Origin of the sequence: Spiroplasma endosymbiont of Aleiodes alternator (genome assembly GCF_964031135.1) — a bacterium.
Taxonomy (GTDB): domain Bacteria; phylum Bacillota_I; class Bacilli_A; order Mycoplasmatales; family VBWQ01; genus Spiroplasma_E.
On record NZ_OZ035008.1, the window covers coordinates 115,454 to 130,451 of the forward strand.

16 protein-coding genes and 1 pseudogene are annotated in these 14,998 nt (G+C 22.1%); 8 read left to right on the plus strand and 9 right to left on the minus strand.

The window, feature by feature from the left end; all coding sequences use genetic code 4:
* The first annotated feature begins 140 nt into the window (after positions 1 to 140).
* Positions 141 to 1,085, plus strand: a pseudogene (locus ACQH20_RS00695) (IS30 family transposase).
* A gap of 153 nt (positions 1,086 to 1,238) precedes the next feature.
* Here ACQH20_RS00695 and ACQH20_RS00700 read toward each other — a convergent pair.
* Complete coding sequence (locus tag ACQH20_RS00700; protein ID WP_425377146.1) at positions 1,239 to 1,604, minus strand: hypothetical protein; 366 nt, start codon at positions 1,602 to 1,604, stop codon at positions 1,239 to 1,241.
* Positions 1,605 to 1,963: 359 nt separating this feature from the next.
* Between ACQH20_RS00700 and ACQH20_RS00705 the strand changes: the two genes are divergently transcribed.
* From ACQH20_RS00705 to ACQH20_RS00720, 4 genes are all read left to right on the plus strand, one after another.
* Positions 1,964 to 3,028 (plus strand): IS3 family transposase, encoded by a 1,065-nt coding sequence (locus ACQH20_RS00705; protein ID WP_425377147.1) that lies wholly within the window; start codon positions 1,964 to 1,966, stop codon positions 3,026 to 3,028.
* 18 nt (positions 3,029 to 3,046) lie between these two features.
* Positions 3,047 to 3,184: an IS3 family transposase gene (locus ACQH20_RS00710; protein ID WP_425377552.1), complete on the plus strand. Its 138-nt coding sequence runs from the start codon at positions 3,047 to 3,049 to the stop codon at positions 3,182 to 3,184.
* Positions 3,185 to 3,343: 159 nt separating this feature from the next.
* Complete coding sequence (locus ACQH20_RS00715) at positions 3,344 to 4,291, plus strand: hypothetical protein (RefSeq protein ID WP_425377148.1); 948 nt, start codon at positions 3,344 to 3,346, stop codon at positions 4,289 to 4,291.
* A gap of 3 nt (positions 4,292 to 4,294) precedes the next feature.
* Positions 4,295 to 5,935: a hypothetical protein gene (locus tag ACQH20_RS00720; RefSeq protein WP_425377149.1), complete on the plus strand. Its 1,641-nt coding sequence runs from the start codon at positions 4,295 to 4,297 to the stop codon at positions 5,933 to 5,935.
* Here the strand turns inward: ACQH20_RS00720 and ACQH20_RS00725 are convergent.
* Both ACQH20_RS00725 and ACQH20_RS00730 read right to left on the minus strand, forming a co-directional pair.
* Positions 5,925 to 6,074 carry an IS3 family transposase gene (locus ACQH20_RS00725; RefSeq protein WP_281749645.1) on the minus strand — a complete coding sequence of 50 codons (150 nt, stop codon included), beginning with the start codon at positions 6,072 to 6,074 and terminating at the stop codon, positions 5,925 to 5,927. The genes ACQH20_RS00720 and ACQH20_RS00725 overlap by 11 nt on opposite strands.
* 6 nt (positions 6,075 to 6,080) lie before the next feature.
* Positions 6,081 to 7,145, minus strand: a complete 1,065-nt coding sequence (locus ACQH20_RS00730) for an IS3 family transposase (RefSeq protein ID WP_425377150.1) — start codon at positions 7,143 to 7,145, stop codon at positions 6,081 to 6,083.
* A gap of 6 nt (positions 7,146 to 7,151) precedes the next feature.
* Between ACQH20_RS00730 and ACQH20_RS00735 the strand changes: the two genes are divergently transcribed.
* From ACQH20_RS00735 to ACQH20_RS00745, 3 genes are all read left to right on the plus strand, one after another.
* Entirely contained in the window at positions 7,152 to 7,400 is a 249-nt protein-coding gene (locus ACQH20_RS00735) for a hypothetical protein (protein ID WP_425377151.1), read from the plus strand.
* A 123-nt stretch (positions 7,401 to 7,523) separates the two neighbouring features.
* Positions 7,524 to 7,751, plus strand: a complete 228-nt coding sequence (locus ACQH20_RS00740) for a hypothetical protein (protein WP_425377152.1) — start codon at positions 7,524 to 7,526, stop codon at positions 7,749 to 7,751.
* The gene (locus ACQH20_RS00745) at positions 7,751 to 7,945 is read left to right on the plus strand and encodes a hypothetical protein (RefSeq protein WP_425377153.1); all 195 of its coding nucleotides are present in this window, start codon (positions 7,751 to 7,753) and stop codon (positions 7,943 to 7,945) included. The genes ACQH20_RS00740 and ACQH20_RS00745 overlap by 1 nt, the downstream gene beginning before the upstream one ends.
* Before the next feature lie 249 nt (positions 7,946 to 8,194).
* Here ACQH20_RS00745 and ACQH20_RS00750 read toward each other — a convergent pair whose 3' ends face one another.
* The 6 genes from ACQH20_RS00750 to ACQH20_RS00775 form a co-directional block, all read right to left on the minus strand.
* A complete protein-coding gene (locus ACQH20_RS00750) occupies positions 8,195 to 8,617 on the minus strand; it encodes a hypothetical protein (RefSeq protein ID WP_425377154.1) in 423 nt (140 codons plus the stop codon).
* A gap of 287 nt (positions 8,618 to 8,904) precedes the next feature.
* Positions 8,905 to 11,040 carry a hypothetical protein gene (locus ACQH20_RS00755; protein ID WP_425377155.1) on the minus strand — a complete coding sequence of 712 codons (2,136 nt, stop codon included), beginning with the start codon at positions 11,038 to 11,040 and terminating at the stop codon, positions 8,905 to 8,907.
* Positions 11,041 to 11,233: 193 nt separating this feature from the next.
* Positions 11,234 to 11,734 (minus strand): hypothetical protein, encoded by a 501-nt coding sequence (locus tag ACQH20_RS00760; RefSeq protein WP_425377156.1) that lies wholly within the window; start codon positions 11,732 to 11,734, stop codon positions 11,234 to 11,236.
* On the minus strand, positions 11,664 to 13,025 hold the full coding sequence (locus ACQH20_RS00765) for a hypothetical protein (protein WP_425377157.1): 1,362 nt from the start codon (positions 13,023 to 13,025) through the stop codon (positions 11,664 to 11,666). Before ACQH20_RS00765 ends, ACQH20_RS00760 begins: the two co-directional genes overlap by 71 nt.
* A 2-nt stretch (positions 13,026 to 13,027) precedes the next feature.
* Positions 13,028 to 13,753, minus strand: a complete 726-nt coding sequence (locus ACQH20_RS00770; protein ID WP_425377158.1) for a hypothetical protein — start codon at positions 13,751 to 13,753, stop codon at positions 13,028 to 13,030.
* A 23-nt stretch (positions 13,754 to 13,776) separates the two neighbouring features.
* Positions 13,777 to 14,997 (minus strand): IS3 family transposase, encoded by a 1,221-nt coding sequence (locus ACQH20_RS00775; RefSeq protein WP_281748226.1) that lies wholly within the window; start codon positions 14,995 to 14,997, stop codon positions 13,777 to 13,779.
* Position 14,998: the final 1 nt, after the last annotated feature.

Here is a 14,998-nt window from a genome sequence, read left to right on the forward strand (position 1 = left end):
AAATATTATGCTAGTAAAATTATAACAGTAATTTTATATATATCAATTTATAATTCCTGAATTGTAAAATTAAAAAGGACATTTATATAAAAATTAAATTGTGTTAATTCTATAATTAAGAAAAGAAAGGAATTAGCACAATGTATAAGTATCTGACTATTGAATCAATAATAGCAATAAAAGAATATAAAAGTTATGAATTTTCAATTCGTAAAATAGCAAAAGCTGTTGATTATAGTAAATCAACTGTACATAGAGTTTGCAGATTATTAAATCAAAACTTATTACCATTATAAATATTGAATCAAATTCAAAAAAAGAAGCAAAATGCAGGTAGAAAATTAATAATTTTAACTTTAACAGAAATTAATACTATTAATTATTTGTTAATTACTAAAAATTATGCGCTTGATATAATTGCTAATTTTTTAAAGGAAAATAAAATAAAAAGTATTTCAACAAAAACTTTATATAACATGTTTAAAACAAATCGAATGGGTTTTGATGAAAATAACTTATTGAGAAAAGGAAAAAATAAACCTCATAAACGAAAAGAAACTAGAGGACGAATTAATAATTGTAAATCTATTCATGAAAGAAATTTAATCATTCCTAATATTAAAAATATAAAAGAATTTGGTCATTTAGAGGGTGATACTATCATTGGTAAAGATCATAAAAGTTCTATTATTACTTTAGCTGATATATGATCAAAAACCACAATTCCTTTAGTTTCTAAAAATCATAAAGCAGAAAATATTACAAAAAGTATAATAAAATTTATTTCAAAGTTACAAAAAGGAACAGTTAAAACTATTACTTTTGATCGTGGTAAAGAATTTAGTAAATGAAAATTAATCGAAAAAATTTGCAATGTTAAGATTTATTTTGCAGATCCTGGCAAACCTTGTCAAAGAGGTTTAAATGAAAATAATAATGGTATTTTAAGAAGATATTTACCAAAATCTACAGATCTATCTTTATATAAACAAAAAGACTTAAATGCTATAGCATTTCAAATTAATTCTAGACCCAGAAAATCACTATCTTATAAAAGCCCAATAGACTTAATACAATTATTTTAAAAACTGTCCCATTTGTCCCATTTATATTTACAATTCAAGTTTTATTAATTGTTCTTTATTTTCTAAAATAATTTGTTCATAAATTCGGGACTTTCCAGCAATCTGTGTAACTTAGTGATTTTACAACTAAAATTTATTTAAAAAACACAGTTTTTAGGAAAGTCCCGATTGTGATTTCTTTTGACTTGGAATATGAATACCACAACGTTTAAATATTTCATTAACATTTCAATCATATATATCAGTTAAATTTTTACCTTTAAAATTACTATTTGTCATATTGATATTTTCGTTTTGTTCATTATTATCTCCACCACTTTTAAATATGTAGTTTTTAGTAACTAATGTTCTTACTGCTTCTTCTAATGCTGATTGAACATTACCATAAGTTTGACTAAATATAAACTTAGGTGAATTTAAAATGGTATCTAAAACAATTTGTTCATAAATAACATCTAATGCTTTAATTTTATCCATTACTTTATTACAATCTGCTAATTCATTTGCTTTATTTCGCATAATTGCTAGTGGTATATAATTAATATCTAGTGTTTGTTCTTGTAATAGATTAGGATTATTAATAAATGATTTAAAATCTAATGGAAATTGTTTTTTATTATCACTAATACTATAAATTGCACGATTAATTGTTACTTCTTCATTGTTTAATGTATAAACTTCAAATAGTCTTACTGTTTGTGCATTTTGTTCATAGTTATCATAAAAAATAGTACATTGAATTAATTTACCAGTAATATCATAAACTCTTTGTTGAATATCTACTACTTGAAAATATAAGTCTGAACATCTAGAATAAAGTAGACACAGAATTGTAACCTTTGTGTTAAAAATACTTTAAGGAAGGTGTTCATTTTTTTATGGCTAAATGACTATCAAAAGAAGAAAAGTTAAAAATAATAAAAATAAGTAAAATTAAAACAATTGATAAAACCGCATTAGAGTATGGTATTGATCGATCATCAATAAAAGAATGAATTAAAGCATATAAATTATTAGGTGAAAAAGGTTTAGAATATGGCAATGGAATTCGTGCTAAAAAAACCAAAAGAACAGGTCGACCCAAATCTTTAAATTTTAATGAAATGACAAAACAAGAATTAATTGAATATATTGAGGCAATGAACGATATAAAAAAGTATTTAGAAAAATCGACAAAAAAGAAGAAATATTTTGTGATTTTCTCATTGAAGAAAAAATATCAGATTAGTTATTTATGTTGATTATTAAATGTTTCAAAATCAGGATATTATAAGTGAATTAAGAATGGAATGAATGAATTTAATAAATGAGATACATTTTTAGCTAATATAATTAAAAATATTTTTTATGAATTTCAAGAAATTTATGGTTATAAAATGATAACTTTATGAATTAACAAAATTTATAATTTAAAATTAAAATTTCATATTGTATATAGATATATGAAAAATATGAGTTTAAAAGCTAAGGTTCGCATAAAAAAATTTGATTATAGAACTAAATCAGGAAGTTTAAGATATGATAATTTATTAAAACGTGATTTTTCAACTACTAATTTAAATGAAAAATTAGGTACTGATATAACTTATTTATTAACTAATGGTAAAACATATTATTTATCAATTGTTAAAGATTTTCATAATAATGAAATATTAGATTATAAAATAAGTGCAAGTTTAGACATGACATTTGTTGTCCAAAACATTATCCAAGCTTGAGTTAATGCTCAAAAACCTACTTCATGAATTTTACAATCAGATCAAGGATTTCACTATACAAATCCTTCTTATAAAATTTTATGTGATGAATTAAAAATAAAAATTTCAATGTCTAGAAGAGGTAATTCCTGTGATAATGGTGCTACTGAAACTTGATTTGGAACAATGAAAACAGAATTTCTATATCAAATTCCAAGAAAAAATAGAACTATTGAATGAATATAAGACAACTTACCTAAATATATTTACTTTTGTAATAATTATCGACCTCAAATAAAATTAAAAGGAATGAGTCCAATCGAATATCGATTAGCTCATTCCAAACCAACAAATAATTACTTCATACCTATAAATTTAACACTTACAAACGCTATTTTATAAAATTTAATAAAAGGTTACTTTTATTGTCCACTTTTCTTGACAAGTTCATACATTAATAAAATTAAGTCCACAATTAACTCCTAAATTTAAAATCAAAGATATTGAAAAAGCAAATAATTTTTTAAAAAAATATAATACTGATTTAAAAAAGTATTATCTATGAACCAACATGATTGATTAAATTTAGTTCATACAATACACACAGAAAATAGATATGGAAAAACTTTAATTTTGGATTTACAAAAAATTCGTGCTAATTCTATTAAATTTAATTTTAAAAATAATGTTATTCATCAACTTGTTTTAAAAGCAAATCAAAATTTTAAATATTTTGATATTAGATTTTATTTAAAAAAAGGTTTAAATAAATTTTGAAAAGATACTCCATATTTTGAAAAATTACGAGAAAATATATATAAATTACAAGAAAAATTTGAAAAGTTAGAAAAACAAGTATTTGAAAAAATTAATAAATTAAAAGAAAAAGTAACAGATTTATTTACTAGTGTAGAAAAAAGAGCAATTAAACATGCACAATTAATTCCATTAAATTCACCAGTATTTATGGGTTGTAAAATTCAACCTTTGTCATTAGATAAATGTGCAATTACTATTTATCATCGCAATCCTAAATATAAACCAATTACAGTTGTTGATAGTATTCTTAAAGCAGAAACTTTTGTTACTCAAATACATCCATTTCATTGATATCGTTGATATAGTGGTTGATACATTGGTTATGGTATTAATCGTAATAAATGATTAAAAGCAATAGCATTTGCTCCACCAGTGGTACAACAAGTAATTAGAGATAGTTTTAAAGTATATAGAGAAATATTTAGAATAATAAGAACTTATCATAAAGTAGTAAATGTTATTAATAATCCTATTGAAAATATTAATAAATCATTTAAAAGTGTTGGTTTAAAATTTTCAGTTAATACTTTATTTGGCACTGGACTATTACATCATTTAGAAAAATTTGCATATAGTCAAGTTGTAAAAAAAGGTAAGAAAAAGTTACAAAAAGAAATTATCCATATATCACATAGAAAAACTAAAACAAAAACTAAGCATTATAAAAAAGCATTTTTTAAGGAATGATAAATTATGATTAATAAACTTTGAACTGATGTCAGTCTTGAAAATTATAATAACTGATATCCATTAACTGGAAAAATTACAGAAACCCCACAGCAATATATACAGACATGACCTAATGTTAATGATTGATTTAAAACTTTTGCTATTCGTGCTCAAAATGATATTAATGCTTATCTTGATTTTATTTTATCTAAATTTCCTTTTGATAGTTTTAAAGATGAATTAATTAAAGAAACATTAAGAGATATGGTTTATGTAATGGTTGAACATTGAGTATTTAATCGTACACCAATTGAATTTAATGTTGATGCTACTATTCAATTTAATAATGGTAGTCAATTTAGTGCAAGTAGTACTCCTACGATTAATGTTTGAGATTTAGCACCTAGTAGAATGAAAATATGAGCAAGATTAACAGAATTAAAACAAATATTTTCAAGTTATAATGATGATGAAATAGATATTGAAAAAATTGACTTAAAAGCATTTTATACTAGAAATCAAGTTGATGAATTAATTGAACAACAAAAAGAATTTACATTTTCAAAACAAATTAAATTATATGATGATTTAGTTGATGATAATAAAAATGAAATATATAGAGGTCCTGTTAGTAAATTTGTTAATAAAGGTTATGTTGCAACAGATTATGATAAAGAAACTGAAACAATGATTTTAGATTGACCAGATGAAATTGGAACATTACCACCCGAAGCATTACAAAATAATCCACAAATTGGTGATTTTACCCATGCACCAACTTGTGATTTTTCTGCTAAACAACAAAAACGAATTACTACAAATGAAAATGAAATTACCAAATTAAATAGTGAATTAATTAAAACAAACCAAAATATTAATGATGTTAAAAATAATTGATTTAATATTGAAACTAGTCCCTTATGAAAAAAAATTAAAAATGAAAATATTAAAACAGATACATGATATATTATTGATTGAACATATTATTTTATCGATAGTAACCAACTTATTATAAGCAATAATAAATTAACTAAATCTAATATAAGAATTACTAATGGTCAAATAGAACAAAAACAAATAATAATTGAAAATATTGATGTTAATATTGATAAAGTAACATTATTATATGATGTTGATTTAATAAAGTTTATTGCTACTAATAGCACAAAAAAGTATACACCAATAATTCATAATATATATCAATATATAGGTACCGGAACACCAACTGAATTTATATCGGAAGAAGGTACTGAACGTGATTATTATACAAAACTAGAAACTAATAATTTATTAGATAAAAAACAAAATAAATTAATTGCTGGTACTAATATAACTATTGATGAAAATAATAAAATTAGTGCTACTGGTGGAAGTTCAGTTGATGAAAATAGAATATTTAATAATAAAGATGATAAAGATAGTACTACAAGATTAGTTAATGAAGTTATTAAAACTAATGTTGGAGGAAAAACTTTAATTTATAGAAATAATCCAGTTGTAACTGATGATTTAGATATTCCAAATAAGAAATATGTTGATGAAAAATTAAAAGAAACAGAATCAAAATTTCCTATTGCTTTTGCATTAAATGCTGTAAGTCAAGAAATGAACTTGTCAAGAAAAGTGGACAATAAAAGTAACCTTTTATTAAATTTTATAAAATAGCGTTTGTAAGTGTTAAATTTATAGGTATGAAGTAATTATTTGTTGGTTTGGAATGAGCTAATCGATATTCGATTGGACTCATTCCTTTTAATTTTATTTGAGGTCGATAATTATTATAAAAGTAAATATATTTAGGTAAGTTGTCTTATATTCATTCAATAGTTCTATTTTTTCTTGGAATTTGATATAGAAATTCTGTTTTCATTGTTCCAAATCAAGTTTCAGTAGCACCATTATCACAGGAATTACCTCTTCTAGACATTGAAATTTTTATTTTTAATTCATCACATAAAATTTTATAAGAAGGATTTGTATAGTGAAATCCTTGATCTGATTGTAAAATTCATGAAGTAGGTTTTTGAGCATTAACTCAAGCTTGGATAATGTTTTGGACAACAAATGTCATGTCTAAACTTGCACTTATTTTATAATCTAATATTTCATTATTATGAAAATCTTTAACAATTGATAAATAATATGTTTTACCATTAGTTAATAAATAAGTTATATCAGTACCTAATTTTTCATTTAAATTAGTAGTTGAAAAATCACGTTTTAATAAATTATCATATCTTAAACTTCCTGATTTAGTTCTATAATCAAATTTTTTTATGCGAACCTTAGCTTTTAAACTCATATTTTTCATATATCTATATACAATATGAAATTTTAATTTTAAATTATAAATTTTGTTAATTCATAAAGTTATCATTTTATAACCATAAATTTCTTGAAATTCATAAAAAATATTTTTAATTATATTAGCTAAAAATGTATCTCATTTATTAAATTCATTCATTCCATTCTTAATTCACTTATAATATCCTGATTTTGAAACATTTAATAATCAACATAAATAACTAATCTGATATTTTTTCTTCAATGAGAAAATCACAAAATATTTCTTCTTTTTTGTCGATTTTTCTAAATACTTTTTTATATCGTTCATTGCCTCAATATATTCAATTAATTCTTGTTTTGTCATTTCATTAAAATTTAAAGATTTGGGTCGACCTGTTCTTTTGGTTTTTTTAGCACGAATTCCATTGCCATATTCTAAACCTTTTTCACCTAATAATTTATATGCTTTAATTCATTCTTTTATTGATGATCGACCAATACCATACTCTAATGCGGTTTTATCAATTGTTTTAATTTTACTTATTTTTATTATTTTTAACTTTTCTTCTTTTGATAGTCATTTAGCCATAAAAAAATGAACACCTTCCTTAAAGTATTTTTAACACAAAGGTTACAATTCTGTGTCTACTTTATTCTAGATGTTCAAAAACAAAAACAAGAAAAAGTATTACTTAAATGTATTGTTAAAGATTGTAATAGTAAAGTATTAGTTACTTTAAAAATTGGAAATATTGAAGATAGTGCTGTTCAATTTTTTAATATGTGTTATTTTCATAAAAAACAATTTAAAAATAAAGTAAAAGAAATAACAAATAAGGAGTAAATAATGGTTTGATGAGAATGAATTTTATTTATATTAACTATTAGTATTGGTACTATTATTGGAGAAATTTTAGTAAATATTTTAGACAAATGATATAAAAAAAGAAAAAATAAGGAGTAAATAATGAAAATTAAAGAAAAAATTATAAATATTAATAATATTACAAAATATAAAAATGATATTGAAAATTTATATAATGATGGAATTAAAATTATAAATAATTTAAAAAATAATAATTATATAAATAAAATTGATTATGAAATTATAAATACTATTTTAAGAATGTTTAAAATACAAGAAGATTTAATTTGTAATATTTCTATAAATCATAATAAAGAAGAACATAAATAATGGAAAATAAAATACTAATTGCTATTACTATAGAAGATTTAATTAATATTTTAGATAATAATTTAAAAGATAATAGTTCAATAAAAATACTAAAAGAAATAATTGATAAAAAATATCATTATGGTGTTATGCAAGAAAAAGAAAATACAGATTTACAATTAGAATTACTTAAATTAAAAGCACTTAATAACTAAATTATCTATATTTAATATAGAAAATATGATATAATTCTATTATATTAGTATGGTATTCATTTGAAATAATAATGAACTAAGTACATTAGTGTTGCCTTACTAATATTTTTTTATATAAAAAAAGTTACCTAAATGGTAACTTTTTAATTAGGTGCCAACCTAATTTTAAATGAAAATATAAAATGAAAATGAAATAAATTGATATCTATAACTTACACTTATGTAAGTATTTTCATTATACATTAATATTTAAGATTGTGGGGTAATGTTATTTTGTTTAGTTATTTCTTTTATTTTATTTATTGCACTAAAAAAATTATTATAGTTTAAAGTAAATTTTTTAGTTAATCATGGAAATAAAGGAGTTATATCAAATTTAGGGTCTACTTCAAATAATAAATTATCATTTTGTAATTTTATTCTTGTTCAATGTTGTTTAATTTTTTTACTTTTAAGAAAAAAATAACCTAATTTTTCATCTGGTTTATTTATTAAATTAAAATCTATCTCTTTTAAGAGAATATTACATTTTTTATGTATTAGTCCATTTTTTCAAATAATTGTTATTCATTTTTTATTTTTTTTATTAAATTTAATCTTACTATGATTATCAATTTCATAATAAATTATATTGTTTTTTTTTCTTTTAAGATAACAAAAAATATTTTTCATAGTTAACAACTCCTTATCAGTCGATTATATCATAAAATAATATATTTTTATCTTGAATTTAATACAATTTTTGAAATTGTTAATGTATAATTTTCTACTTGTCTTATTATTCATTGTTCTTTGTATTCTGGTGATAATTGTTCATTAAAATATTCATGAAAAGTAGCATATAAATAAATTGGAAATATTTGTATTTTAAAATTTAATCTACTATTATCTAAATTTTGAAACCCTAAATATGTTGTAGTAATATCACTAATACTATATTTATGAATAGTTGGATTTGGTTAATTGCTTGCTGTTACAGATGTAATAGCGGTATTATCAAATAAATTATATAATTGATTAATATTATTAACTTTTTTATTAATTGTAGCCAATGCATAATACTCCATATAATTACCGGCTTGATATGGGTGTATTACATTATTACTTTTAATTTCTAAATATTTATTATCTTTATAATATCTTAAATCTTTTAAATTAAAAGGATACATTTGTGTATGATTTTTTAAAATAAAATCTTCTTTTGTATTTAAAAAATTTGCTTTTCCACCTTTATATTCGTTAGTTTTATAATCTCATGAAATATATAAATCTATTGATTTATAATATCTTTGTAAATCTTCAAAGCTATTAATTAATAATGTAGGGTCTAACTTAGATTTTATATCTAAATTAATTTCTAATGGTTTAATTTTTAAACCAACATTATTAATTCATTCGTCTTCATTATAAATTAATTGATTATTTTCATTTACAACAAATAAATTTTTTATTGGTAAATCAGCACTATATGTAGGATTATTCGGAATAAATAATAATGTTTTTGCTATATTTTGTGGACTTGGTGGTAATATTTTTGCAGGATATGAAAATGTTGTTTCTTCACTTTCAGAATATTCATCATGATTTAATTTATATAAAGTTGTTCAATTAAAAGCATTACCAGTTAAATAACCCATATTATTATAACGAAATTGAGCAACTGATATTTCATTATAATCACCTTGATAAGTAAAAGGATTATCACTATAAAATGTATGTCTTTCTTCTCCTTGATGTAAACTTTGTGTAACAATTGTATCAATAATATAAGCATAATTTGAACCATCAATAACTCCATTACTTGTTGGATTTCATTGACATTCAGTATCTTCATTTGTAAATGGTGAAGCTATATCTAAAAACTCAGTATCTTCTGCTAATATATAAACTTTATTATTTTTCTTTTGTGATAAATCAACTGTACTTATTTGTTCTTTTGTAGTTAATTTTTTACCAGTAGTAGCATCTCATGGATAAACACTTATTCTATCACTTAATTTCATTGTCATAGCAGTTGTACTAACATGTGAACCTAACATTTTACCTAATGCAAATTCACTTGAATTACTAAATACATTTAATGGTATAAATCAATTTGTATCATTATTACCAATAATACTTGATAAATTTGAAGCAAAAAATGCACTCATAAAACCATTAAAAAATGGCATATTTTTATATTGTTGAGAATTTTGAGTAATAATAAAACCTACTGGTATACCTAATGTTAAAGCATTTAATAATTTACCTACTAATGGTATTGAACTTAAAGCAAATGGTAATCATTGTACACTATCATAAGGCATTTGAATTAATGAACTAAATACTACACTATTAAAATTTAATATTGCTGACATATATTTTTGTGATATTTTTTTATAATCAACAATTGGTGAACCAATAACCAATCCAGTATCTGCATCTTTAAATTTAAAATTACTTGACATATCAACATTATATTCACCTTGTAAATTATTTACATTTCATTCACTATCTCAAAAGAATTTTGCCTTACCAATAGCATCACCATTACTATTTATTGCTAATTGTTTATTACATGTTAATATACCTTGAAAATCTTTTTGTGCTAACATATCAAATCTTCTTGCTTCTAAAAATTTTTGTCATGTATCATAATGTGTAAATCCAGTTGGTTTTGCGTCCATAATATTATAAAATGTAGTTTCTGGATGACTACTTGTTGTTATTTTATCATTTATACCAGCAAGTAAACCACCATTATTTTTAATATTAGTTGTAGATTTTTCATTATTACCAGCAATAAATAATCTTCTTGAAGCAAATACTTTACTTTCAAATATTTCTTCATTACCTTGTTGAATAGGTTCTTGACCTTGAATAATAGGTCTTCCATAATAATAACAACTTGTTAATAATTCTAATCCATAACTTTGTCTATGACTATATCTTACTCCTATATCTTTCATTAAAGTACGATTTAATGTTACTTTTCCTTTTTGAATAGTAGGGAAAGCATAACCACTACCCGGGCTTGCATACTGTACAAAATCAAGTGTATTTTGACCACTAGAAACTACTCTATCATTTAAACTACTAAAAGTTAATACTTGCATACTAAATGCACCATTATAAGGACTATAATAATTTGTTACATTTGAAATATATAATAATTGTCTATCTTGATTTTTACCACTATTACCACCAATATTTTCATTTTCATCATTAAATACAACAAAAAATTGTAAATAATCATCAATTGGGGACTTTCCAGCAATCTGTGTAACTTAGTGATTTTACAACTAAAATTTATTTAAAAAACACAGTTTTTAGGAAAGTCCCATCAATTGTAATATGTTCTTCAAACATTACTAAAGTATATTGTCTTTTAGTTTGTACTGTTTTAAATATTTGATTATTTGGTAAATTACTAAAATCAACACCACTTGTATCATCAATTAAATAAGCATTTCAATAATCACCAATTTTATATTGTTTTGTATAAAATTCATCTTGACCACTATATTTATGAGTTTCTGGGTCAATTTTACCTTTATTTTTTTGATATATTTTTGTACTATTTTTTCAAATACATACAACTGGAGTAGTACCAGTTAATATTAATTCATATTGACCAAAATCACTTATTTTACTATTAATTGGCTTATAACCAGTTTCAGTTAAAGGTATAGCACCATTATTTATAATAAATGGAAATATTTTTCAATAACTACATCTTTTAATTAGCAATTGTTGTCTTTTTAATTGAAGATGTAGATGTTTCATTAATTGAATTTGTTGATGTATCATTTTCTTTTTCTCCTAATAATTTTATTGTTTGTTTATCTTCATCAATTATTTCTTTATAATGTTTTTTAGCTTGTTGTTTTGTTACTTCATCTAATTCACTAATTGCATTTTTATATGAAATTGTTTTATCAGCTAATCTTTGACTAATCATTTCTTGTTTTAATAATTGGTCAGTCATAGCAATAGGTAAAAATTTAAATGAATAAGGTCTATCACCAATACCATCTCATAATTTTTCATGAATTAATAACATATCAAAAAATCTATAAAAATAATATGAATAATGACTTATTTTAGTTTCTGTTGTTTCCATATCATTTTTATTATTAAATAATGATTTAGTTTTATTTTCATAATTTACACCACTAAATTCACTATAATCATATCCAGCACCATTTCATATATCTTTTGCTAAATCATCTTTATCTAAAATATAATTACTTGCTTTAAAATCACCTTGTATAACTTCCATACCACCAGCACCAGATTTATTATAGCCAGCAGTACCAACATTAACTACAATATTTTTTTTAGGATTATCAATAATTTTTCCATGTTCAATCATATTTTTAACAGTTTCATTATCAAATGCACCAAATAAAGTAGTAACATTTAATTCTCTATCAACATTTCTTTGAGTATAAGATTTATGATAATATTCAATTAAATTTCAAAATGGATAAGTATCTGGATATGCATTTAAAGTTGTTGAATTACCATAAAAATTAACCATTGGTAAATTTGTTATTTCTAATATTGGTAAATAATTTCAAGGATTTTTAATTTCATAACTATATTTTGGAGTTAAATTTGGTTTTAATTTTATATGTGCTGTTCCTAAAATAATTTCTTTTTCATTTTTATTATCATTTTTATAAGTTTCAAATCTTATTTTTCCATTTTCAGCAATTACTCAAGTTAATGTTGCACTATCTGCTTGTTCATTTATAAAAAAGAATTCTGCACATTGTTCTTCTTCATTATATTTAGCAACTCTACCAGCAAATGAATTAGGTAATACTTTTAAACTCGTACTATTATCTTTATAAATAATAGGCATTATATATACTTTTCCAAGTAAACTTTCTTGTATTCCAAATTTATATAATTTTTCAAATCATTTATCACTAATAATTTTATTAGTAAAATATTTTAAAATATCATCTTTTTCACTATCAAATAATAAACCTTTACCTAATCATAATTTAGTTGATTTTTGAGTAATTCTCATAGGAATATCACTATATCATTCTCTTCTATTACAAGAAAGATATTCTAATGGATTATTCATTTTTATCACTCTCCAAATTTATTTTTATTAATTAATAATTCATTATTAATATTATTAATTAATCATTTCATTTTATGCATTGAAGCATACATTCTTGCGTCTCAACAATTATCATATAAATCAAGCATTTGTGGTTCATTATTTGAATTTTCTAATTTAGATTTTGCTAATCATTGCATTTTTGATAATTCTTCATGTGTATTAGGACATCTTTTTCAATTAATACTTAATATACCTTTAATCATACAAATAGTATCTCAATCAATTCTATCTCTTAAATACATTGTAGTTTTATCTACTGGAGTAAAATGTAATCAATTAATTCTTCTTTTTTCTACTTCTTTTTTTAAAATATCAATAACTGCTAATCCACCACTACCATAATCAACATAACAAGTAAATCCAAATTTCATTGCTTGAAATTTAATACTTTCATCTAAATAATAATCAATAATATTATTAGCTAATTCATAAGTATCTTTAAATTTCATAATAGCATTACTATGATAAAATTCACTTTCTTGATGTATTCTTCTAGTTTTTTCATTTTCACCAATAAAACATAAAACAGCAACAGTAGGATGAGCTTGTGAACTTGTAGCAAAACCTAAATCTAAACCACCAACTATTTCATTAACATTAAAATCTAATTTTGTTTTAAGTTTATCAAGATATCTTGAAAATATAGAACCAGTTAAAAAACTGAACTTGTCAAGAAAAGTGGACAATAAAAGTAACCTTTTATTAAATTTTATAAAATAGCGTTTGTAAGTGTTAAATTTATAGGTATGAAGTAATTATTTGTTGGTTTGGAATGAGCTAATCGATATTCGATTGGACTCATTCCTTTTAATTTTATTTGAGGTCGATAATTATTATAAAAGTAAATATATTTAGGTAAGTTGTCTTGTATTCATTCAATAGTTCTATTTTTTCTTGGAATTTGATATAGAAATTCTGTTTTCATTGTTCCAAATCAAGTTTCAGTAGCACCATTATCACAGGAATTACCTCTTCTAGACATTGAAATTTTTATTTTTAATTCATCACATAAAATTTTATAAGAAGGATTTGTATAGTGAAATCCTTGATCTGATTGTAAAATTCATGAAGTAGGTTTTTGAGCATTAACTCAAGCTTGGATAATGTTTTGGACAACAAATGTCATGTCTAAACTTGCACTTATTTTATAATCTAATATTTCATTATTATGAAAATCTTTAACAATTGATAAATAATATGTTTTACCATTAGTTAATAAATAAGTTATATCAGTACCTAATTTTTCATTTAAATTAGTAGTTGAAAAATCACGTTTTAATAAATTATCATATCTTAAACTTCCTGATTTAGTTCTATAATCAAATTTTTTTATGCGAACCTTAGCTTTTAAACTCATATTTTTCATATATCTATATACAATATGAAATTTTAATTTTAAATTATAAATTTTGTTAATTCATAAAGTTATCATTTTATAACCATAAATTTCTTGAAATTCATAAAAAATATTTTTAATTATATTAGCTAAAAATGTATCTCATTTATTAAATTCATTCATTCCATTCTTAATTCACTTATAATATCCTGATTTTGAAACATTTAATAATCAACATAAATAACTAATCTGATATTTTTTCTTCAATGAGAAAATCACAAAATATTTCTTCTTTTTTGTCGATTTTTCTAAATACTTTTTTATATCGTTCATTGCCTCAATATATTCAATTAATTCTTGTTTTGTCATTTCATTAAAATTTAAAGATTTGGGTCGACCTGTTCTTTTGGTTTTTTTAGCACGAATTCCATTGCCATATTCTAAACCTTTTTCACCTAATAATTTATATGCTTTAATTCATTCTTTTATTGATGATCGACCAATACCATACTCTAATGCGGTTTTATCAATTGTTTTAATTTTACTTATTTTTATTATTTTTAACTTTTCTTCTTTTGATAGTCATTTAGCCATA